We start from the raw sequence: 22,684 nt of genomic DNA, 5'->3' as shown, positions 1-22,684 counted from the left end.
GAATAAACAGAAGGAAACGGTATCAGGGCTGGGGAAGCTGATCGACAATCACGACCCTGCTGTCGCAATCCATCAGTTTGGCAAGCTTCGATAAACGTTGTTCAACGACTTCACCGTTGAGTGCCGCGAAGTCCCTGTGCATCTGAAGTGTAAGCGTCTTATCTTCATGAACAAGCGCCGTACCGGGAAGGATGCCTTCAACCCCCCCCGAAAGCGTATGGCCAAGGCGGATGGCATGACCGTAAAGGCGGCCAATCGCGCGTGTATCGTCGTCAAGCAGACGGTCGCTTGACTCGTCACCCTTGAAATTGCCGGTATAGCGTGACCCGATGGTATAAGCGAGGAACACCCGGTCATGATGGTTCAGATCAAGATAGGGGTGATGCAGGATGCGGTTATAGCTCTGGATCGCCCGGTAATCGGGATGTTCGTTCCAGCCGACATCGCCGATGATGCAGGCAGCAAGGCGCAAACGGCCCAGATTCCCCGGCTGTTCGCGGAAAATCGGTGCCGACCAGCGATAAAGTTCCTCGCCATGCTGATGGAAACGTTCGCCGTCTTCGGCAAAGCTGAGACAGGCATCAAGCAACGGGTCGCGTTCGCGCAATTCATCGGGCAGGGCTTCATACATCCAGCCTTCGCGTAGGCCATGGCTGGAAAAGACAACTTCCTTGGCCTGCATGCGTTCAAGCAGCATGTTCATGACAAGGCCCGCATGCGGCAGGCTATCAATGCGGCGTTTGGAAACACCGCCAACCTTGTCAAGCGACACGCGGCTTTGCTGGGATATGATATGCGTCAGTTCGCCAATTTCTGATCGCGGCATCGTCAGGTTATGGACCACCGAAATCGGATAGTTTTCCTGGGCGATATAAAGCTTGGCAATCGAACGCCACGAACCGCCAACCGCAATCAATGGCTTGCCCGCCCCTTCATGCAGCCAGTCGATACTTTCAAGGTGGGTTTTGACTTCGGCTTCCAGACGGGCACGGTCCGAACCAAATACCGCATGCAGGCGCATCGCACCCAAGGGCACGCTCACGCGTTTTTTGATCTCGCCTTCTTCCAACAGGACCAGTTCAAGCGACCCGCCACCGATATCTCCGACGATACCGGTCGCACGGCGGTCGCCGGAAATCACGCCAAGGGCGGAAAGGCGGGCTTCTTCAAGGCCGTCAATGACCTTGACCGTTAGGCCGGTCTCGGCAAGGACCCGATCGCAAAACGCCTGTCCGTCGCTGGCCGCACGCACGGCCGCGGTGGCAAGGATATCGACACGTGTGACCTTCATCGCACGCAACAGCCGGGCGAACCGCCGCAGGGCAGCGGTTGCCATTTCAACGCCTTCGGGGTTCAGCCGTCCGGTATTTTCCGGATCACGGCCAAGGCCGCACATCACCTTTTCGTTGAAAATCGGGGCCGGTGCGCGTGTCATGCCATCAAACACAACAAGACGCACCGAGTTCGAGCCAACATCGATGATGGCGATACGGTTGGAAACCCTTTGGTCAGTCAGCATGCGGTTGGTTGAACCTGCCTGTTTTCTTAGTCATCAAGCTGCAGCACGGGAACATTTGGATCTTCCTCGCTAAGCGCGCTGCCACGGCCCGAAAGTGACGGGTTGGTCATGAAATACTGGTGAGAGGAGAATGAATTTTCGTCTGCTTCGCACCGCTCATATGACCCGTCGGGCTGCAGGTACCAAGCCTGCGCCGTATCTTTCAGATTTGCAATCATGATCTGTTCGACAATCTGGCGTTGGCAAGTGGGGTTTTCCACCGGGACCAGCGTTTCGACACGACGGTTAAGGTTGCGCGGCATCCAGTCGGCGGATGAAATGAACGCCTTGGCCTTGCGCGATGGCAGTTTTGCGCCGTTTGCAAAGACGACAATGCGCGAATGTTCAAGGAACCGACCGACGATCGATTTGACGCGAATATTTTCTGACAAGCCCGGCACACCCGGCCGCAAACAGCATATGCCGCGCACCACCAGTTCGATATGCACCCCGGCCTGGCTGGCACGATAAAGCGCATCAATCACCACCGGATCAACAAGGCTGTTCATCTTGGCCCAGATGCCAGCCGGTTTGCCCGCCTGACAATTTTCGATCTCCTGATCGATATGGGCAAGCAGGGTCGGGCGAAGCGTATGCGGTGCGATGGCAATTTTTTCAAGCGAGCGCGGGGTGGCATAGCCAGTCATGAAATTAAAGATACTGGCCGCGTCACGCCCCAATGCCGGATCGCACGAGAAGAACGAAATATCGGTATAGAATTTCGCGGTGATCGGGTGATAGTTGCCGGTCCCGAAATGGACATAGGTCCGAAGCCCGTGGCTTTCGCGCCGAACCACCAGCGACACCTTGGCATGCGTTTTCCAGTCAAGGAAGCCATAGACCACCTGACAACCGGCACGTTCAAGATCAGCGGCCCAGCGCAGGTTGGCTTCCTCGTCAAAGCGTGCCTTAAGCTCGACCATGGCGGTAACCGATTTACCGGCTTCGGCCGCCGCAATCAGCGCCTTGACGATCGGGCTGTTTTCCGATGTGCGATAAAGCGTCTGTTTGATGGTGACGACTTCGGGGTCACGCGCAGCCTGCAACAGGAACTGCACGACGACGTCAAAATCCTCGAACGGGTGATGAACCACCAGATCCTTTTTACTGATCGCGGCAAAACAGTCACCGCCAAAGTCGCGCACCCGTTCCGGATAACGCGCGCCATAGGGCGGGAACAGAAGATCATGATGCAGATCGGAATCGATCAGCTGCTTGACATCGACAAGCCCGACAAGCCCGTCGACCTTGACGACTTCTTCGGGGGCGACAGAAAGTTCATCGACCACGAAATCCAGAAGGTCTTCGGGCATCTTGGCGTTGACTTTAAGCCGGATGATGCTACCGCGACGACGGCGCTTCAGCGCGGTTTTGAAAACGCGCACCAGATCTTCGGCTTCTTCTTCAATCTCGACGTCCGAGTCACGGATGACACGGAACAGGCCATGCTCGATCATGTCGAAACCGGGGAACAGCTTATCGAGGTAAAGGACAATCGCCTGTTCGAGTGGCAGATACCGTTCGGTGCGGCCCGGCAGGCGCAGGAAGCGGCCGATCTTCGGCGGCACCGGGATCAGCCCGCGCATGTTGTGACCATCCGCCGGGTCAAACAGCTGCATGACAATCGCGAAACCAAGGTTCGGAATGAACGGGAAGGGATGCGACGGATCGATGGCAAGTGGTGTCAGCGTCGGAAAGATTTCGCGCATGAAATAGCCATCAAGCCATTTGCGATCCGTCTGGGTCAGGTCTTCCGGTCCGATCACCGAAATCCCGTGCGTTTCCATTTCCGTGCTAAGCTGCTGCCAGATGCGCTGCTGATCCTGCATCAACTGGTTGGCGTCGTATGTAATGGCGCGAAGCTGCTCGGATGGGCTCATGCCATCCTGGCTGACTTTGGTCATTCCCGCACGCAGCTGCCCGACCAGGCCTGCAACGCGAACCATATAAAATTCGTCAAGGTTGCTGGCGGAAATCGACAGGAAACGCACCCGTTCCAATAACGGATGACGTTTGTTTTGTGCCTCTTCAAGGACGCGACCGTTAAAGGCCAGCCACGAAAGTTCGCGGTTTATAAAGCGCTTGTCCGAATCAAGTGTGATGGCGCTTGATTGAATAACGGCGGCGTGGGTCACGCTGTGCCTCCTGCGAAAGTGGGTTTGTGTCCTTGAAATAAAGCGACAGGCCCCGGTTGCGATTGGAGTATAGGATAACTGCTTGTCGGGGTGCAATTTTCTTAAATTTTTAAGTCAGTTTTCTTGGTGGCTTCACAGCGCCCGATGTGGCATGCAAAAGTCTGCTTTCCTTAAGATCACCGGATACCCGATTTTATGAAGACATTGCTTCTGCTCAGGCATGCAAAATCAAGCTGGACCGATCCATCCCGATCCGACCACGATCGGGAACTGAACCGGCGCGGTGAAAAGGCGGCCCCGGTGATGGGACGTTACCTGCATGACCAGGGGCTGGTACCCGATCTGATCTGGTGTTCAACCGCCGAACGCACGGTCCAGACACTCACGCTGCTGGGCCGGGATTTTGCCAGTGCATCCGACGTGATCTACAACGAAGACCTTTATATGGCGACCGAGGCCGTACTGCTTGAAAGCCTCGGGCACACCCATGACGAGGCCCGCTGTGTGATGATGATCGGCCATAATCCGGGAATTGCCGATTTCGCCGCCCGGCTGTTTGGCGAGGGCGATGGCGAGGCATTGCTGGAAATGAACCGCAAATATCCGACCTGCGGTCTTTGCCAGTATGAATTCGATGTTGATCACTGGGCGGATGTCCAACCAGAAGCCGGGCGACTGATCCGTTTTGTAAAGGTCAAGGATTTGCAGGGGATCGGTGCGCCACCGACCTGAAATTCCGGCCCGCAATGCAGACCATTGCGACGGGCACTTGACGGCGGGGCTTTGGCAGCGTTTTATACCGCAGAATTTCAAGCGCCGCGTCGCGCAGACAGACAGATCATCCGATTTGACCGCCCCGATTTGCCGGTGGCGGTTGGTTTGCGGTGCTTTTTTGTTTGACAGCGCGGTGCAGCCATGCACCTTTGCGCCAAATTTGCGGCCCGAAATACCAAGCATACAAAGCAACCTGGAAAGACCATGCATCCTTATCGTTCACACAATTGTAATGCGTTGCGCGCCTCTGACGCCGATGCGGAAGTGCGCCTGTCCGGCTGGATCCACCGCAAGCGCGACCACGGCAACCTTCTGTTTGTCGATTTGCGCGACCATTACGGCATCACCCAGATCGTGATCGACATTTCAAGCCCGCTTTTCGCGGTTCTTGAAAAGTCGCGCGCCGAAAGTGTGATCACGGTGGATGGCAAGGTCGTCAAACGGACCGCCGAAACCGTCAACCCGAACCTGCCGACCGGCGAGATCGAGGTTTATGCATCAAATATCGAAGTCCAGTCGTCGGCCGACGTTCTGCCGATGCCGGTATTTGGCGATGCCGAATATGGCGAGGAAATCCGCCTGCGTCACCGTTACCTTGACCTGCGCCGCGAAAGTGTTCATTCGAACATCGTTCTGCGCTCGCGCGTGATTTCGGCAATGCGTCAGAAAATGACGGCACAGGGATTTTTGGAAATCCAGACCCCGATCCTGACGGCAAGCTCGCCCGAAGGTGCGCGTGACTTCCTCGTACCGTCGCGCATGCATCCGGGCAAGTTTTATGCCCTGCCGCAGGCACCCCAGCAGTTCAAACAGCTTCTGATGGTTTCGGGCTTTGACCGTTATTTCCAGATCGCACCGTGCTTCCGCGATGAAGACGCCCGTGCCGACCGTTCGCCGGGCGAGTTTTATCAGCTCGACTTCGAGATGGCCTTTGCCACCCAGGACGACGTGTTTGACGCGATCGAGCCGGTTCTCCATGACATCTTCGTCGAGTTCGGCGGTGGTCGTGACGTAACACCGCTTCCGTTCCCGCGCATTCCGTTTGATGAATCGATGGCGAAATACGGCTCGGACAAGCCCGACCTTCGCAACCCGATCATTCTGTCTGACGTGACCGAAGCCTTCCGTGGTTCGAATTTCGGCATCTTTGCCTCGAACATCGAAAAGGGTTCGGTGGTTCGCGCCATTCCGGCACCGGGGGCCGCAGGCCGCCCGCGCAGCTTCTTTGACAAGCTGAACGCCTGGGCACGCGAAGAAGGTGCGGCTGGTCTTGGTTACATCGTTTATGATGAAAACGGCGAAGCCAAAGGCCCGATTGCCAAGAACCTTGATGCCGAACGTATCGCGAAAATCAAGGAAGTCACCGGCGTTGCCAATGGCGATGCGGTCTTCTTTGCCTGTGACAAGGAACTGGCAGCAGCCAAATTTGCCGGCAAGTCGCGCGACAAGGTTTGCGATGAACTGGGTCTTCGCGAAGACGGCATGTTCAAATTCTGCTGGATCGTTGATTTCCCGATGTACGAGGAAGACGACGACGGCAAGATCGAATTCAGCCACAACCCGTTCTCGATGCCGCAAGGCGGTCTTGAAGCCCTTGAAAGCATGAACCCGCTTGATATCAAGGCGTGGCAGTATGACATCGTCTGTAACGGTATCGAACTGTCGTCGGGTGCCATTCGTAACCACCGCCCGGACATCATGTATAAGGCGTTCGAGATTGCCGGTTACGGCAAGGACGTCGTTGATGACCGCTTTGGTGGCATGATCAACGCGTTCAAATTCGGCGCTCCGCCGCACGGTGGTTCTGCCCCGGGTGTTGACCGTATCGTCATGCTTCTGGCTGACGAGCCGAACATTCGCGAAGTCATTGCCTTCCCGCTGAACCAGCAGGCACAGGATCTGATGATGAATGCCCCGGCCGAGGTCGATGACCGCCAGCTCAAGGAACTGCACCTGCGTGTGCAGCTTCCGCCGAAAATCAAAAAAGACTGATTTCTGCCTTTCGCAGACAGCAAAACGGCCCGGATTGTTCCGGGCCGTTTTTTCTATTTTCGTCGGATTGATCAGTTGTTCCGAGGCAAGTCAGCGACGCTTTTCGGGGGTTCGGTTGCGCCAAGTTCTTCGCGGGTCATATTGCCAAACCCGTTTGATGTGAAGGGCACAAGCAGGCCATCAAGTTCATCAAGCTGGCCGGATTGTTCCAGTTCGGTCAGATTGATCGAACGGACCTGCTGGGATCCGTAAAAACGTACTGAGTATATTTTGCGCGCTGCGTCTCGCACAACAACCCACTGGGTATAATCCATGTCAGGCAGGATGGATTTGTTGTCTTTCTTACCGGCCACGAGACCTTTGGGAATATCGACAGTGTTCAGAATATGAAAGGCAAGATTGGTGCCCGCGTCGAGTGATGTGACCGGTGCGGCGAAACTTGTCATAACCGTCGCCCTAACAAACCTGCTTGGCGGGGTCGGGTCGCCCGGAAGGTCCGAAAGGCCGGAGCCATGCCCCGTTTGCGTAAAGGTATGTCCGTTGAAGGTTGCTTCGTCGGCGTCATAGGGCGAGAGCGATGTGTAGTTGCGCAGGTTATCGAGATGCCAGGGAAATTCGGGCTGATTGGTCAGCACACCGACCGGATTGTCGTAAACAATCGCTTTGCCGTCGGTGAATTCAATAACAATACAGTTTCCGTCACCGTCATGGATGGGGAAATGCAGGGGCAGTAATCCCGTTACAAGTGTCGATGCACCAACCTGAACCGTTTCGTCCTTTAATGCCTGCTTCACTTCATCGCAGGTTGCAAATGAACTCAGTATCCAGGCTGCGAAATTATCAATGCAAAGGCCTCTTTGCGGATCGGTGATCGTTTGGTACTTGCTACCGGGCAGCCAGAGGTTGCCTGTTGAAAGCCCTGCGGTGTTCATGCCATCCGTGACGATCTGCTGATCAAAGCAGTTCATGGCAACGAAGCCGTATTTTCCGGTCCAGCTATAACCGAAATTCTTGCCCCAAAGGTCTTGAGTATATTTGTGTCCGACGCGGCGGAAGAAGAATTTGGAATTCAGGTTCAGGGCAAACTCCATGGAGCGACCGGAAACGTAACCTTGCTGATCAACGCAGATTTGAAAGTCTGTGCACATTGGGAAGCCTCGGGTTAATGGTGAATGGCAATGTGAAGGCGACACCATCAATCTTTGCGCGAGTGGTTCCCGTGTAAAGTTACCCTTAAGAGTGGTTGGGGCGAGTTCAGGATTCTAAGCCGGGAATCATCAAAGGGATGGGGCAGGAGCGCGTTATTTTATGGCCTATGCTTACGTAATCTTAACCCGCCGTAATCCACATTCACCGTGGAACAATTTATATCCTGCGGGGGATTACGGTTTGAAAAAGATACTTGCGGTGGTGGCACCGTTGGCTTTGGCGGCGTGCGGTGGGCCGGTCGAACTGACCGTTGCCAAGCTGGCCGGCGATCTGATCAGCTATGTGACCACGGGCAAAAGCACCACGGATCATGCGGTCTCGGCCGTTGCCGAACGTGATTGCGCCCTGCATCGCCCGTTATTTGAAGAAGACGTCTGCCACGATAATGTGGTCCTTGATGATGCCGTTGCCCTGGCCGAGCCGGGCGCACCATCGGTCAAACAGAAAATCCGCGATGCCGAACCCGCAATATATGCCGTTAACGCACCTGGCGAAGACTGGTCAAATCCCAAAGCCGGTGCCCGCACATCGGCCGTGATTGTCAAAACCGATCTGCCGCCGCGCCCGGTGATACATGACGAAGTGTCGCATGACGAAGTGGCTGCTGTTCCTGCATCAGCCCCCGTCGAAATCGCCAGCGCACAGGATCAATTCACCCCCGACTATGACCGTACCCCGCTTCGCAACGAGGGCCCCCTTGATCCGCAGGGCGAGGCCGATGCCGCGGTCGCCGGGTATGTCGCTCCGCCAAAATCGGTCGCCCCGGTTGCAAAAACCCAAACCGCCGCCCTGACCGATACCGGCATCATGACCGACGAGGTCAGCGTGATCGCGCAGGAAAACGCGGCGCAGGACAAGCTTGTTGCAGTGCCGCTTCCGGGGGACTATGTAGTATTGGCAAGCTTCGCCGATCAGCTGCGCGCGCAAAATGCCCTGTCGCTTTACAGTGAATATCAGCCGCGTCTGATCAGTGCGACGGTCAAGGGCCGCGAATACCTGCGTGTTGCTGTTGGTCCGCTATCGCACGAGCATGCAAAAGATTTACGCCATCTTGCTGCCAAAAAGGGTGTCAAAGATCCCTGGATTGTCGGGATCGACGCTGCCGGAGAATAGAGTTGCCAGTTATTAAGGTTTGTCCTGAAAATCGACAGCGTTCCGTCTTCGGAGCGCTGATCTTTTGTGTCGCCCTGGCGGGATGTTCCGCGCAGGCAGGGCAATCCTTTGCTGCCAATCCGGGCGGTTTTGACCCGGCTCATGTGCGTAAAGCGGCCGATACTCAGGCCGAACTGGTGCCGCATGTGGCGGAATACCGGTTTTCGATGGTGTCATCGGATGTCGGCAGCTCCGTTGTCGGTGTGCGCGGTGCGCTGGGGTACCGGTTTGAAAAGGTCTGTGATGGCTGGATCACCGAGATGCAGCATCTGATGGTTCTGCAAGGGGCCGAGGGCGGTTCGATCAATTCCGCCTATTCGATGACCCAGTGGGAAAACTTTGACGGATCGAAATACCGCTTCCGCATGCGTGATTATCTCGACGGTGTGCAGGTCGACGAGGTTGTTGGCGATGCGGTGCGTGACAAGGACAAGGTTCTTGTCACCTACGAAGTCCCGGTCGAAGTGACCGAGGAACTGCCGGCCGATACCATGTTCCCGACCCAGCATTCCCTAACCCTGCTGAAGCGCGCGCTTCAGGGCGACAAATTTGCCAATGATCTGGTGTTTGATGGCAGCGGCGATACACCGACCAACCGGATTGCCGCAGTGATTTCGGCAGCCAGACCATCGCAGAACACGGCCGAAGATGCCGATGGTATCGCAAACCGACCCTATCACAGCCTGAACCTGGCCTATTACCCGCTGGGCAATGCCGAAAACGGCCCGTCGACCGAGATTGCGGTTGATTTCGGGGAAAACGGTGTCGCCCAGGAACTGCGGATGAATTACGGCAGCTTCCGCGTGCGCGGTGACCTGCAAAAGGTCACGCGGCTTGCGGCACCCGAATGCGGCTAGGTCCGCTTCGGGCCCATCTGGATAATACATATCAACGCAAAAAAGCCTGCCGGATGTCCGACAGGCTTTTTTGTGGGGGAAGTTCCATAAAGTCTTAGGCGGCGACGGCGCTGCTGTCGTCGCGGCAATACAGACCATAAAGTGTCTTGATGACGGTGACCGCTTCATCGCCTTGCAGCGAATAAAAGATCGTCTGTGCCTCGCGCCGGGTTTTAACCAGCTTGTCCCGCCGCAATCTTGCAAGATGCTGTGACAGGGCGGACTGGCTCAGTCCGACAATGCGTTCAAGTTCACCGACCGATTTTTCGCCATCGTTAAGCTGGCAAAGAATCATAAGTCTGCTCTGATTGCTCATGGCCTTCAGAAGCGCGCTGGCTTGCTCGGCCTTTTTTTCGAGATGGGTAAGTTCCATTTGGCTCCCTTTAGCCTGGCCATATTCGGCTTTTGTCCCAACTGGGGCATCGGGTGTATCACATTCGTGGTGATAATCTCCGATGGGATGTCCCCGATTTTTTCCAACCAACGAGGTCTTTGTGCCTCAAACCCATTAATGAAATTCAAGAATGGGAAGCTTCCTATTCTCAAGTATAACATCAAACTGTCAAGACACTCTTTGTCTTGTGGACAGAGATTATGGCGATATTTCGTTCTGAGTCACCGAGTATACAATAGACAGTTCATGCAGGGTCTTAATCTGTCATTCAGTTTGAAAACTTGCAGTATTTGTCTGATTCATGATGATCTAGAACAAAGCAGCAGATAACTTCGGCTGGCACGATGAAACAATAATAACCAAGGTTGCCGCCCGTAAGGCAAGGTGACCGTCAAAGATCAAACTTGTCTGACTGGCATCTATTCAGGAAGGTATCCGCAAAACATGGCGACATTATTTGTCACGCATCAAAGCTGTATCGACCACGATACGGGGCCGGGCCACCCGGAACAGCCTGATCGTCTTCGCGTCATTCAGCGGGTTCTTGAAGCCGAAGAATTCATGTTCCTGCACCGCGAAGAAGCCCCAAAGGCCGATCTTGATCTGATCAAAAAGGTCCACGATCCGGCCTATGTCGACCGTGTCATGGCCGCGATCCCGCAAAGCGGATATGAATCCCTTGATGGCGATACCTATGTTTCACCCGCCTCGGGCGAGGCGGCATTGCGCGCGGTTGGCGGTGTCTGCGTCGCGGTCGATGCGGTCTTGGCCGGCCATGAACGCAATGCCTTTGTCGGCGTGCGCCCGCCGGGACATCATGCGGAATATGACCGGGCGATGGGGTTCTGCCTGTTTAACAATGTCGCGGTCGGTGCGCGTCATGCCCGCGATGCCCATGGCATCAAACGTGTGGCGGTGATGGATTTTGACGTTCATCACGGCAATGGGACACAGGATCTTTTCTATAACGATCCCGACCTGTTTTACTGTTCAACCCATCAATGGCCGCTTTATCCCGGCACCGGTGCCCCCGATGAACGCGGATGCGCCAATAACATCCTCAATGTCGGGCTTCCGGCCGGGGCGGGAACGGCTGAAATGAAGCACGCCTTCGAACAATCGGTTTTACCCGGCATTGCCGCCTTCAAACCGGAATTGCTGATCATTTCGGCCGGCTTCGATGCGCATCGCAATGATCCGCTGGCGGGCCTTTCATTCGTTGAAAGCGACTTTGCCTGGATGACTGAACTGCTTCTCGCCCTTGCGGGCGAGGTCTGCGACAACCGCGTTGTTTCGGTGCTTGAAGGCGGCTATGACCTGCCATCGCTGGCAAGTTCGGTTCAGGCCCATGTGCGAACCCTGATGACGGCATAAGGCATCAATCCCGGCCCAAACTCCGGCCGGGCGGGGGGACGCTTCGCAGCTGCGAATTTCCTTTTGGAATTCCATTCTGGCTGGTTGCCCTGCCGGGACGGTCGGCGTAAACTCCGCGCCAATCAAATCAATGGAGCAGACATGTCCGAGCCAACCCCATCCACCGCAATCCCCGATGATATCGCCAAACTCAGCTTTGAAGAGGCCCTCGGCCAGCTTGAAAGCCTCGTACGGCAGCTTGAACAGGGGCAGGTGGGGCTTGATGATGCCATTGCATCCTATGAACGCGGTGCGGCGCTGAAACGTCATTGCGCCGATAAACTGCGTGCGGCCGAAGAACGCATCGAGAAAATCACGCTGGGTGCGGATGGCCGTCCGAACGCAACCCCGACCGAAATCGAATAATTCTCGCGGAGAATATGGTGAGTTACGACCTGCTTGCTGAGCTGAGTACTGCTTCTGCTGACCTTGGCGAAACGCTTGATGGCATTCTGCCGCGCCCCAATGGCCAGATCGAGCAACGCCTGTTTCAGGCGATGCGTTATTCGACACTGGGCGAAGGCAAACGCCTGCGTCCGTTTCTGGTGTTAAGCTCCGCCGGATTGTTCCGGGTATCGCGCCAGTGCGCGTTGCGAGTCGCCGCCGCGGTTGAAATGGTCCATAGCTATTCGCTGATCCATGATGATCTGCCGGCCATGGATGATGACGACCTTCGACGTGGCAAGCCAAGCTGCCACAATCAGTTTGACGAGGCGACCGCCATTCTGGCCGGTGACGCGCTGCTGACACAGGCCTTCGAAGTGCTGGCCGATGAAAGCACCCATCCCGATCCGCGTGTCTGCACCGATCTTGTCCGTGCGCTTGCCCGTGCGGCCGGGCCATATGGCATGGTCGGCGGTCAGATGATCGATCTGGCGGGCGAGGGGCAAAGCCTTGATCAGGCGCAGGTCACCCATCTGCATCTGCTGAAAACCGGCCGGATGTTTGCCTTTGCCTGCGAAGCCGGGGCGATTTTGGGCAAGGCCCCCAAAAGCATGCGCATGTCATTGCGATCCTACGCACATGACATGGGGCTGGCCTTCCAGATCAAGGATGACCTTCTGGATGTGGAATCCAGCAGCGCCGAACTTGGCAAAACGGCCGGCAAGGATATCGATCAGGATAAATCGACCTACGTGAAGCTTCTGGGCCTTGAACAGGCCCGCGAGCAGGCCAGAATGCTGTGTGATCAGGCGATCAATCACCTGAACTGCTTTGACGGCGAAGCCGAACCGCTGCGCGAGGTCGCCCGTTTCGTGATCGAACGCGGGCGTTAAGGTCCGTCACCTGTCATGAGCCAACAAGCCAGATACACAGCCGGTTTTCGTGACCGGCTGTTTGACAGGGACCCGTTTCCGCTTGCGATCTGGTATCCGTCGCACGCCGATGAACGCCCCGTGCGCCATATGGGCGTGACCTCGACGGCGGCCCGCGATGCGGATTTCGCAGGCGACGGACCCTATCCGCTGGTGATGTTCTCGCATGGGTCCGAAGGGCACCGGTTCAATCAGTTCTGGCTGGCGGAATATCTCGCACGGCGCGGTTATATCGTCGCCGCCCCGCAGCATCATGGCGATAATTACCTTGATCCGTCCGATGCGCGGCAATTGACGATCATCGAACGCCGTCCACGCGAAATGCGTCTTGCCCTTGATCTGTTGCTGAATCATGACGGCATTGCTGCTCAGATTGATACGGATCGTATTTATGCGCTCGGCCATTCGGCGGGTGGGGCGACGGTGCTTAAAATGGCGGGCTGGCAGTTTGATGCCGCCGCCTGGCAAAGCTATTGCGCGCTCAATGCCGATCAGGACCGCGTGATTTGCCAGCACGCGCCCGGTGATGACCTGATTGATGGTCTGCATGATCGTTATGGCGGCCCGTTTGTTTCCGCACGCGATGACCGGATCGCGGGCGTGATTGCCGTAACCCCGGCCTTTGGCGTTGCCGCGACCGATGCGGGCTTTGCCGATGTGACGGTGCCGATGCTGTTTATCGAGGCCGAAACTGATGAAATCCTGCCCGAAACCGCCAATGCCGCCCATTTTCGCACGCTGCTGCGCGGCCGGGCAAAATTTGTGAAGGCAAAAGGGGCCGGGCATTATTCATTCCTGCCACCCTGCACACCCTATATTGCTGAAAACTTTGGTTATTTATGCCGGGATTTCGGGCGCGAACGCACTGATATTCACCGCACGGTCGAGCAGGTGGTGCTGAAGTTCCTCGGTGACATCAAATCAGGTGATTTTCAGGGTCGCTAATTACAGCGAAGCTGTTTATTTTACGCTGCTTGCAATAGGGCTAAGGAAACGTCACCCTGTTGGTTTGAACGCTATATAAAAAACGCCACACAAAACTGAAGATCGAGATCGGTATGAGCACGACCTCCAAGACCCCGCTTTTGGACACGATTAACACCCCGGCTGATTTGCGCAGCCTGCAACCTGCGCAGATGAAGCAGGTCGCAGATGAATTGCGCGCCGAGGTGATTGATGCCGTGTCGGTTACCGGTGGGCATCTGGGGGCGGGGCTTGGCGTGGTCGAACTGACGGTTGCGATCCATTACCTGTTTGATACGCCCGACGACCGGCTGATCTGGGATGTCGGGCATCAATGCTATCCGCATAAAATCCTGACCGGGCGACGTGATCGTATCCGCACCCTTCGTCAGGGCGGCGGGCTTTCGGGCTTTACCAAACGATCCGAGTCTGAATATGACCCGTTCGGTGCCGGGCACAGCTCGACCTCGATCTCGGCCGGGCTTGGCATGGCGGTCGCCAATCAGCTTTCCGATGATAAACGCAAAAACGTCATTGCCGTGATTGGTGATGGCTCCATGAGTGCCGGCATGGCCTACGAGGCGATGAACAATGCCGCTGCCGCCGATCAGCGCATGATTGTGATCTTGAACGATAACGACATGTCGATTGCCCCACCGGTGGGCTCCATGTCGGGTTATCTGTCGCGTCTGATTTCGGGCAAGGGCTATCAGGGCCTGCGCAATGCGGCCAAGGGCCTGACCAAACACCTGCCGCGTCAGATCGAAGAAGCCGCCCGCAAGATCGAAGAATATACCCGCGGCATGGTGACCGGCGGAACCCTGTTTGAAGAAATGGGTTTCTTCTATGTCGGGCCGATTGATGGTCATAATCTGGATCATCTTCTGCCGGTGCTGAAAAACGTGCGCGATGCGGATGTCGATGGCCCGATCCTTGTTCATGTCGTGACCCAGAAGGGCAAGGGCTATGGCCCGGCCGAAAATGCCGCCGACAAATATCATGGCGTCGCCAAGTTCGACGTTGTCACAGGCAAGCAGGCCAAGGCCACACCCAATGCACCGTCCTACACCAAGGTTTACGGCGAAACGCTGACCAGACTTGCTGAAACCGATGACAAGATCACCGCGATCACGGCGGCCATGCCGTCGGGCACCGGGGTCAATATCTTTGCCGAACGGTTCCCGGATCGTGCCTTTGACGTCGGCATTGCCGAACAGCATGCCGTGACCTTTGCCGCCGGGATGGCGTGCGAAGGCTATAAACCGTTCTGCACGCTTTATTCGACCTTCCTGCAACGCGCCTATGATCAGGTGGTGCATGACGTGGTCATCCAGAACCTGCCGGTCCGTTTCGCCATGGACCGTGCCGGGCTTGTCGGCGCGGATGGGGCGACCCATGCCGGTGCCTATGACATTGCCTATCTTGGCTGCCTGCCCAATATCGTTCTGATGGCGGCGGCTGACGAGGCCGAACTGGTCCATATGACCACGACCGCATGGGCGATTGATGACCGCCCAAGCGCGTTCCGCTATCCAAGGGGCGAGGGTGTCGGTGTTGAAATGCCGGCCGAGGGACAGGTTCTTGAAATCGGCAAGGGGCGTATCCTGCGCGAAGGCGGTAAGATCGCCATCCTGTCATACGGCACCCGCCTGGCAGAGGCGATGCTGGCCGCCGAAGACCTCGCCGCACGTGGCCTTCCGGCGACGGTCGCTGATGCCCGCTTTGCCAAACCGCTTGATCATGCGTTGATCGCCGATCTGGCACGCAACCACGAAGTCCTGATCACGATTGAAGAAGGATCGATTGGCGGCTTTGGCGCGATGGTCCTGCAACATATGGCGGGCAACGGCCTGCTGGATCACGGGCTTAAAGTCCGCACCATGGCGCTGCCCGATGCCCTGATCGATCATGACAAGCCCGACATTCAATACGCCAAGGCAGGACTTGATGCGCAAAGCATCGTCAAAACCGCCCTTGGTGCGCTTGGCCTGTCCGAAAGCAAGGCACGCGCCTGATCGTTCAGGCTAGACCCCTTAACGAAAAACGCCGCCCTTTTGGGGCGGCGTTTTTGTTTGAGCTGATCGGGATCAGAAATCTGCCGTCAGCGAGATTTTGGCCGTCAACGGCGCACCCATCGTCAGATAGCCGCCATTGGCCGACGCCCAGTAATCGCTATCCGTGACGTTTTCGATATTGGCACGGATGGTAACGGGATATTCGTGCACATCGGTCGTGTAACGCGCACCAAGGTCAAGGCGCGTCCATGACGGGATCGAAAGGGTGTTGGTTGCATTGACATATTGCGATGCCGTGTGAACCGCCCGCGCATTGACCGTCGCCCCCTCAAGGAACGGCAGGTCATATTCAATGCCAAGCTTGGCAACATAGTCGGGAATGCCAATCGGCGTGTTGCCGTCATTGGTGCCGTTCTGGGTATCGGACAGTTCCGCATCATAAACGGTGATACCGCCCAGAATACGGGTGCCGGTCACAGGTTCGCCAAAAACCTGGAATTCAACGCCGCGGTTCTGCTGCTCGCCGTCTGCGGCAAAGGTGTTGCTGGCGTTTTTATAAGAAAACGGTTTGGAAATCTGGAACAGCGCGATGCTACCGCCAAAGCTGCCGAAATCCGCCTTCGCCCCGATTTCATATTGTTCGGAGGTGTAAGGGGCCAACTGTTCGCTCGGGTTGGTCAGGGTCGCATCACTTGCCGCACTGGCGGCTGTTTCGCCGGGCGACAGGGATTCCATATAGTTGGCATAAACCGATACTTGATCGGTCACATTGCCGACGATGCCGACCATCGGCGTGTATTCGTCCGCGTCATAGTTGCTCGATTGTGCACCGCTGGTCAGACTGAACTGCTTGGTATTGACCGACTGACGGCGAATGCCACCCGTGACGCTGACGCGGTCATCAAGGAAGCTGACGGTATCGGCAAGAAAATAGCTGGTCAGTTCGTTGATATTGCGAAGCCCCGGATCGCTCAGATTTCCTGATGGCGCTGCCAGCGCCGGATAGCCTGTGGGTGTCGGCCCATAAATATTGCCGGTAAGCGCCGATGCACCGGGCGAGAACGCCCATGCCTGATGGCTTTTGTTCTGAAGATAGGAAACCCCGGCATTCAGTTCGTGCTTTACCACACCGGTTTCAAATTTAACGCGGGCACCGGTCAGCGCACTATTGGTTGTATCTTCGCGAACGATGGTTGAACCGCCATAGGTCATGGTGCCATCGGTGCCGGTAATGGTCGGCGTGGAATAAATCCCGGATTCTTCCATGTGGCGGGTGCCTGCGGCGGCATAGGCCATAAGATAGTCGTTTACATCATGTTCGATCCGTCCCTGGACAAAGCTGTCCTCCAGATCGGCCCATGTCCCATCCGCATTATAGTTATGTCGGGCATCCGGGGCATCGGGGATGCTGGTCAGGGCGCTGGCAAGGTTTACGGAAGTTCGACCGTGGTCGATATTCTTTTCATTATGCCCGGCATCCACCGTGATCCGGGTATCTTCGCCGCGATAATCGAATGACAGTGACCCGATCTGGCTATTGCGGTCTTCGTCATCAATGGCGGTTTCACCGTCGCTATATTTCAGATTGGCACGAATGCCGAACTGGTTGTCTTTGCCAAAACGCCGTCCGAAATCGACATGCCCGCCGGTCTGGCTGTTCATTTCATAGAATGTCGTGACACTGGTGATCGGATCATCTGTCGCGCGCTTGGGAATCAGGTTGATTCCGCCGCCAATGCCGCTGCCGCCCGGTGACATGCCATTGATGAATGCCGATGCGCCTTTGACGACTTCAACCCGGTCATACATCGACATATCGATCAACTGGCGCGGTGCCGTGCCATAAAGGCCGTCCAGCATCACGTCATCACCGTCAAGAACGAAGCCGCGGATCATGAAGCGGTCACCCGAACCGCCATAGCTATAGGATGTCAGCACACCCGGATCGTTATCAACCACATCGGCAAGCGTATCGGCCTGCTGGTTTTTGATCACTTCGCTGGTATAGCTGGTGATGCTGACCGGAATATCCAGATTGTCCTTGTTGCCCAAAACACCGGCCCGGCCACCGGTTGCGACCTGACCACCCGCGTAAACCGGCGGGGTGGGATCACCTGCCTTGGCATTGGCTTCACCCTCGACCCGGATCGGGGCAAGATTGATGTCGCTGTCATTTTCGGTCGTTGCGCCATCGCCGGTATCGGCTGATTGCGCGTTTTGCTGTGGCGATGTGTCCTGCGCATAAGCCGGTGTCGCCATCACGGCGAAAATACTCACAGAAGCCAGCAACAGCGTACTGAATGTACGGCGTTTTGTGGTCGACGAGATGTACATGAAAGGAGCCCCATAGTCGGATTGATCACCGCCCCCGGCGGTTTGCATATGGGGTTCATTATCACTATTGATAATCAATCTCAATATAAATGATTATTATTATCAATTGTGATGTAATTGTTCAGAAACTCAACCTGACGTTCAGTGACGTCCAAGTGGGATGGGCTGGGGGATGTTAACGGGGTAAACCCGCTCGCATGAAACCGCAAATCCGCAGAAGGAAGGGGCTGGGAAGAATGCCCCCCCCGACCAAGGCCTCCGGTCAATCGGCATAGATCATTTTATGCGTCATGCCGCCATCAATGCGGATGGTTTCGCCAGTCATGAAGCCCGACTGGTCATGATCAAGCAGGAAGGCGACCATCTTGGCGATATCATCCGGCGTGCCGATGCGGCCCGCCGGGTGTTGCTGCCGGTCGATATCCCGATGTTGCGGTTCTTCGCGGGCGGATAATTTTTGCCAGTCACCAACTTCGATCCAGCCCGGCGCAATGGCATTGACCCGAACCGCTCCCGAAAGGCTGACCGCCATGGCATGGGTCAGGGCAACCATGCCACCCTTTGACGCGGCATAGGCCTCGGTATTGGGCTCGGACTGAAAGGCGCGGGTGGAGGCGATATTGACGATTGCGCCGCGGGTCTTGCGCAAATGCTGTGTCGCATGTTTGGCCGCCAGAAACGCCCCGCCCAGATTGACATTGATCACCCTTTGCCAGCTTTCCCAATCCAGATGCTCGAACGATCCCGAATGCGGGTCGGCAATACCGGCATTATTGACCAGTCCGTCAATGCGCCCGAACCGGTCAACGGTCTGCTGAACCGCAATCGCCACATCATGTTCATTGGCAATGTCGCCCTTGAAAAACAGGGCACGTTCCTGCTGTTCTTCGGGCAGGGCCGTGATGGCTTCGTCCCCGGCGTCCGCATCCAGATCAAACAGCATGACCTTCCATCCTGTCGACAGAAGATGCTGCATAATCCCCAGCCCCAAACCCTGCGCAGCACCGGTGACGAAGGCGACCTTGGGATCAGGGAAGTTGTTCATGTGCTGCTTTGCCCGTATCAAGATGGAAGGAACTGGTGAATTTTATCAACGCATTGAAAATGGACCTGTTCCGGCCCGGTGCAACGCATCAGCCGAAATTTAATCTTGTATCTCGTCTCCCGCCGTTTCCAGTTGATCAAGCAGCGAATGAACGAACCCCATTTGCCGGCCGTCAAGCCCGCGGGCTTTGGCGGCATCCTGCAAGGCTTCGGTGGCTTCGATATGCAGGCGAAAATGCGCGGGATTCTGATCAATCCGGTCCCCGCGTTGCTGTTCATCCCCAAAGACCATGCTCTGGCAGCGCGGTGCGCTCGATGATGTAAAGGCCCGGCAGGTCAATGGCCGGACGTCATAGATCGTGCATCTTTCATCTGCGCCTAGAAGCGGGCAGCGTGCGCGCACTTCGGATGTGGTTTTTGCCTGTTCAATGATTCGTGCAGCATCGACAAGCCGTTCACGCAATGCCTGCTGTTCGTCTAGCGTAAACGCCTCGCGGATATGTCCGGCAATCAGGCTTGTGACACCGGGCGGCACCGCAACAAACAGGTGGCAGCACGCGCTGCATCCATCGCGGCAGTCGCAATGAGGCTGATGGGGGAAACTGTCCCGAAGGCTTCGCGACGCCGCATCGACCAGCATCATGGCCGCCTTCGCGGCATCGGCCATCGTCGGGGCCTGTTCAAGCACACGGGCCAGTTCGGCGCGGAAGCCGGGAAACATTTCCTCGTATCGGCGCGACGCTTCTGCGGTCAGTGCACCGGTTTGGGAAATATCACTCGTGATCCGGTCGATTGCGTCGTCAAGTTTTGCCATGACCATGCGATTGCCTTTATCCCGATCCTGTCCGCAAAACGGGCAGGCTGATATGACAGAGCGTGGGGACCTTCATCCCATCATGCTGATTTTGGCACTGTTTTCCAAGTGCATCCTTGGAACCGGCATTTCAGCAAAAAATCACCCGCCAGAATTTTCGGCCTATGGCGGTTTCGCCAGACGGCGCGGCCAAACCAATCCAGGCCAACCAATTCCCACACCACACCGCTCCAAGCAATCACCCTGATCTCCCCGCCGCCCGATGACCGGCAAACTTGGCGCGGTCCTCCCATGCTGCCTCCGACACGTGGTTCCGCCAGCCTTTGCTACTCTGGCTCCTTCGACGGATATCCCCCGTTTGGCGAACGCGGAAATCCAAACAGCCGACGGACCCCAGTCAGTCGCACCAGTCGCCCCGGACCGCCCCCTCCAGTAGACCCATCTCCCGCCGCTGTTTGCCACCTGCTGCCCAATTCTGCCAGCCGCTGCCGATTACAATCTTGCTGGCTACCTCGCTACCAAGGGGGACCTCTCCCGTCCTGACCTATCGCCAACGGCCCCATCACCAGCCGCTGTTTGCCAAATGCTGCCCGACGCAGCCCGGGCGCTGCCGATTGCAATCTTGCAGCCACTCCGCGAACAAGGCGCACCTCTCCCGTCATGGCTCATCATCAGCCACCGCTTGCCTGATGCTGCCCGGCGCAGCCCAGCCGCTGTCGATCACAATTTTACCGGTTGCCTTGCCAACAAGGTGCACTTCTCCCGTCTTGACCTTTGGGTGACCTTGGGGTGGGTTAGGACACGGGCGCAAAACCTCCGTAATGGCTTTTCCACCCGCCGGTCATCATCCGGCGATGTTGCCGCCGGATCGGTCTGTCTTTGTGCCGCTGCATCATCATCACTTTCATCTGGCCCCAAACGTAAAAACCCGCAAAGCGAATCACGCTTTGCGGGTTTTCGTTCGGGCGCTTTTATCCCGTTGACTTTTCTTTTCTAGCATAACAAAAAGAACAAATCAAGAACTTTTTGAGAATCCGCGTAAAAAATCACCGGCCAGAATTTCCGACCGGTGAAGGAGTTTGGCTGTCTGCAAGACAGCAGGGAGACACGGGAAAACGAAACAGAGTGTGCAGTTATCCGTTGGCAGATTTGCCCGACGGGGTGGCAAAGGTATCGGCATAATCCTTGCGCAGCTGGGCCTTCTGGATTTTGCCCATGGTATTGCGCGGCAATTCGTCGAGCATCCAGATGCGTTTCGGCACCTTGAATTTTGCAAGCTTGTCCTGGGTGCGTTTGATGATGGCCTCGGCATCGGGTTTGGCACCCTTGGCCGGGACGATCACCCCGGCAACCGCTTCGCCGAAATCGGGATGCGGCAGGCCAAAAATCGCGACTTCCTCGACCTCGTCATATTCGGCGATGATTTCCTCGACTTCCTTGGGATAGACGTTGAAACCACCCGAAATGATCAGGTCCTTGTCGCGTCCGACAATGGTGACATAACCGTCTGCGCCGATGGTTGCGAGGTCGCCGGTGATAAAGAACCCGTCCGTGCGGAATTCCGATGCGGTTTTTTCCGGCATCTGCCAGTAACCCTTGAAAACGTTGGGCCCGCGAACTTCAAGCACACCGATTTCACCAACCGGCAAAACATTGCCATCCTTGTCGCAAACACGTGCCTCGATCCCCGGAAGGGTTGGGCCAACCGCCCCCGGACGACGTTCCCCATCGAGCGGGTTTGAGGTGTTCATGCAGGTTTCGGTCATGCCATACCGTTCAAGGATCTTATGCCCGGTCCGTTCAAAGAACGCATCGTGGGTTTCCGCCAGAAGCGGTGCCGAACCCGACACGAACAGGCGCATATTGGCCACCAGATCCTTATCGAACTTCGGATGGGCCAGAAGGCGGGTATAAAAGGTTGGAACCCCCATCATAACGGTGGCATTCGGCAGGCGTTCAACCACGTCATCGGCATCGAATTTCGGAAGCAGGATCACCTTGCCGCCATTGACCAGCATGATGTTGATCGCAACAAACAGCCCATGTGTATGGAACAGCGGCAGGGCATGCAAAAGCGTATCACCCGGCTTGAAGCCCCATGCCTTATGCAGGGTTAACGCGTTGGACCCCAGATTGCCATGCGTCAGCATCGCCCCCTTGGACCGGCCCGTTGTGCCCGACGTATACAGAATGGCGGCAATGTCATCCTTGGTCACATCGGCGACGTCGCCATGCGGTTTGGCATTGGCGGCAAGGTCATTGAGGCTGCCATCGCCCTTGTCGCCAAGCGATAGGACCGCACCGACATTGTTCTGCGCGCCAAGGGTTTTGGCGGCATCAATATGGGCCGGGCGGCAGACAAAAACGCGCGGTGCGGCATCGCCAAGGAAATAGGCGATTTCATCACCGGTATAGGCCGTGTTCAGCGGCAGGTGAATCGCACCAAGCTGAAGGCACGCCAGATAAAGCGCGATCACATCGGATGATTTGTCGATCTGGGCGGCAACACGGTCACCCTTGACCACGCCATGATCGGCAAGAACCGTGGCATAACGCGCGGTGCGATCCAGCAACCAGGCAAAGCTGCGCTCGGTGCCATCACGTTCGATCAGGAAGGTACGCGCGCGATCCGCCGGGAAACGTTTGGTAAATTCGTTGAAAAGATTATCCGACAT

The 22,684-nt window shown here is 56.5% G+C and carries 17 protein-coding genes; 9 read left to right on the top strand and 8 right to left on the bottom strand.

Features of this window, described 5'->3' with window-relative positions; all coding sequences use genetic code 11:
* Positions 1-22 precede the first annotated feature (22 nt).
* Both ppx and TH468_RS16510 read right to left on the bottom strand, forming a co-directional pair.
* Positions 23-1,519 carry an exopolyphosphatase gene (gene ppx, locus TH468_RS16515; RefSeq protein ID WP_085645700.1) on the bottom strand — a complete coding sequence of 499 codons (1,497 nt, stop codon included), beginning with the start codon at positions 1,517-1,519 and terminating at the stop codon, positions 23-25.
* A 26-nt stretch (positions 1,520-1,545) separates the two neighbouring features.
* Positions 1,546-3,693, bottom strand: a complete 2,148-nt coding sequence (locus tag TH468_RS16510; RefSeq protein WP_085645699.1) for an RNA degradosome polyphosphate kinase — start codon at positions 3,691-3,693, stop codon at positions 1,546-1,548.
* A 195-nt stretch (positions 3,694-3,888) separates the two neighbouring features.
* Here TH468_RS16510 and TH468_RS16505 point away from each other — a divergent pair, with 195 nt between their 5' ends.
* Positions 3,889-4,425, top strand: coding sequence for a histidine phosphatase family protein (locus TH468_RS16505; RefSeq protein ID WP_085645698.1), 537 nt, complete (start codon positions 3,889-3,891; stop codon positions 4,423-4,425).
* Between the two features lie 246 nt (positions 4,426-4,671).
* Positions 4,672-6,459, top strand: coding sequence for an aspartate--tRNA ligase (gene aspS, locus TH468_RS16500; RefSeq protein WP_085645772.1), 1,788 nt, complete (start codon positions 4,672-4,674; stop codon positions 6,457-6,459).
* 71 nt (positions 6,460-6,530) lie between these two features.
* Here the strand turns inward: aspS and TH468_RS16495 are convergent, their stop codons facing one another.
* Positions 6,531-7,607 carry a linear amide C-N hydrolase gene (locus TH468_RS16495; protein ID WP_168177164.1) on the bottom strand — a complete coding sequence of 359 codons (1,077 nt, stop codon included), beginning with the start codon at positions 7,605-7,607 and terminating at the stop codon, positions 6,531-6,533.
* A 241-nt stretch (positions 7,608-7,848) separates the two neighbouring features.
* Here TH468_RS16495 and TH468_RS16490 point away from each other — a divergent pair, with 241 nt between their 5' ends.
* The gene (locus TH468_RS16490; RefSeq protein WP_085645696.1) at positions 7,849-8,781 is read left to right on the top strand and encodes an SPOR domain-containing protein; all 933 of its coding nucleotides are present in this window, start codon (positions 7,849-7,851) and stop codon (positions 8,779-8,781) included.
* 2 nt (positions 8,782-8,783) lie between these two features.
* Positions 8,784-9,677: an EipB family protein gene (locus tag TH468_RS16485; RefSeq protein ID WP_085645695.1), complete on the top strand. Its 894-nt coding sequence runs from the start codon at positions 8,784-8,786 to the stop codon at positions 9,675-9,677.
* A 94-nt stretch (positions 9,678-9,771) separates the two neighbouring features.
* Here TH468_RS16485 and TH468_RS16480 read toward each other — a convergent pair whose 3' ends face one another.
* Entirely contained in the window at positions 9,772-10,089 is a 318-nt protein-coding gene (locus TH468_RS16480; protein WP_007090865.1) for a helix-turn-helix transcriptional regulator, read from the bottom strand.
* 465 nt (positions 10,090-10,554) lie between these two features.
* Here TH468_RS16480 and TH468_RS16475 point away from each other — a divergent pair, with 465 nt between their 5' ends.
* The 5 genes from TH468_RS16475 (at position 10,555) to dxs (ending at position 15,817) form a co-directional block, all read left to right on the top strand.
* The gene (locus tag TH468_RS16475; RefSeq protein WP_085645694.1) at positions 10,555-11,484 is read left to right on the top strand and encodes a histone deacetylase family protein; all 930 of its coding nucleotides are present in this window, start codon (positions 10,555-10,557) and stop codon (positions 11,482-11,484) included.
* Between the two features lie 141 nt (positions 11,485-11,625).
* Entirely contained in the window at positions 11,626-11,889 is a 264-nt protein-coding gene (locus TH468_RS16470; RefSeq protein WP_062958977.1) for an exodeoxyribonuclease VII small subunit, read from the top strand.
* Positions 11,890-11,903: 14 nt separating this feature from the next.
* Positions 11,904-12,800, top strand: a complete 897-nt coding sequence (locus TH468_RS16465) for a polyprenyl synthetase family protein (protein ID WP_085645693.1) — start codon at positions 11,904-11,906, stop codon at positions 12,798-12,800.
* A 15-nt stretch (positions 12,801-12,815) separates the two neighbouring features.
* Positions 12,816-13,784 carry an alpha/beta fold hydrolase gene (locus TH468_RS16460; RefSeq protein WP_085645692.1) on the top strand — a complete coding sequence of 323 codons (969 nt, stop codon included), beginning with the start codon at positions 12,816-12,818 and terminating at the stop codon, positions 13,782-13,784.
* A gap of 113 nt (positions 13,785-13,897) precedes the next feature.
* Complete coding sequence (gene dxs / locus TH468_RS16455; protein WP_085645691.1) at positions 13,898-15,817, top strand: 1-deoxy-D-xylulose-5-phosphate synthase; 1,920 nt, start codon at positions 13,898-13,900, stop codon at positions 15,815-15,817.
* A gap of 72 nt (positions 15,818-15,889) precedes the next feature.
* Here the strand turns inward: dxs and TH468_RS16450 are convergent, their stop codons facing one another.
* The 4 genes from TH468_RS16450 to TH468_RS16430 all read right to left on the bottom strand — a co-directional run bounded on the left by TH468_RS16450 (position 15,890) and on the right by TH468_RS16430 (position 22,684).
* Positions 15,890-18,151 carry a TonB-dependent siderophore receptor gene (locus TH468_RS16450; RefSeq protein ID WP_085645771.1) on the bottom strand — a complete coding sequence of 754 codons (2,262 nt, stop codon included), beginning with the start codon at positions 18,149-18,151 and terminating at the stop codon, positions 15,890-15,892.
* Between the two features lie 262 nt (positions 18,152-18,413).
* Complete coding sequence (locus TH468_RS16445; RefSeq protein WP_085645690.1) at positions 18,414-19,196, bottom strand: glucose 1-dehydrogenase; 783 nt, start codon at positions 19,194-19,196, stop codon at positions 18,414-18,416.
* 99 nt (positions 19,197-19,295) lie between these two features.
* The gene (locus TH468_RS16440) at positions 19,296-20,009 is read right to left on the bottom strand and encodes a YkgJ family cysteine cluster protein (protein WP_246832368.1); all 714 of its coding nucleotides are present in this window, start codon (positions 20,007-20,009) and stop codon (positions 19,296-19,298) included.
* A 1,133-nt stretch (positions 20,010-21,142) separates the two neighbouring features.
* Positions 21,143-22,684 (bottom strand): malonyl-CoA synthase, encoded by a 1,542-nt coding sequence (locus TH468_RS16430; protein WP_085645687.1) that lies wholly within the window; start codon positions 22,682-22,684, stop codon positions 21,143-21,145.

This window comes from Thalassospira sp. MCCC 1A03138, assembly GCF_002115785.1.
Lineage (GTDB): Bacteria > Pseudomonadota > Alphaproteobacteria > Rhodospirillales > Thalassospiraceae > Thalassospira.
Note: the sequence above shows the minus strand (reverse complement) of the source record. Positions and strands in the feature narration are given on the sequence as shown.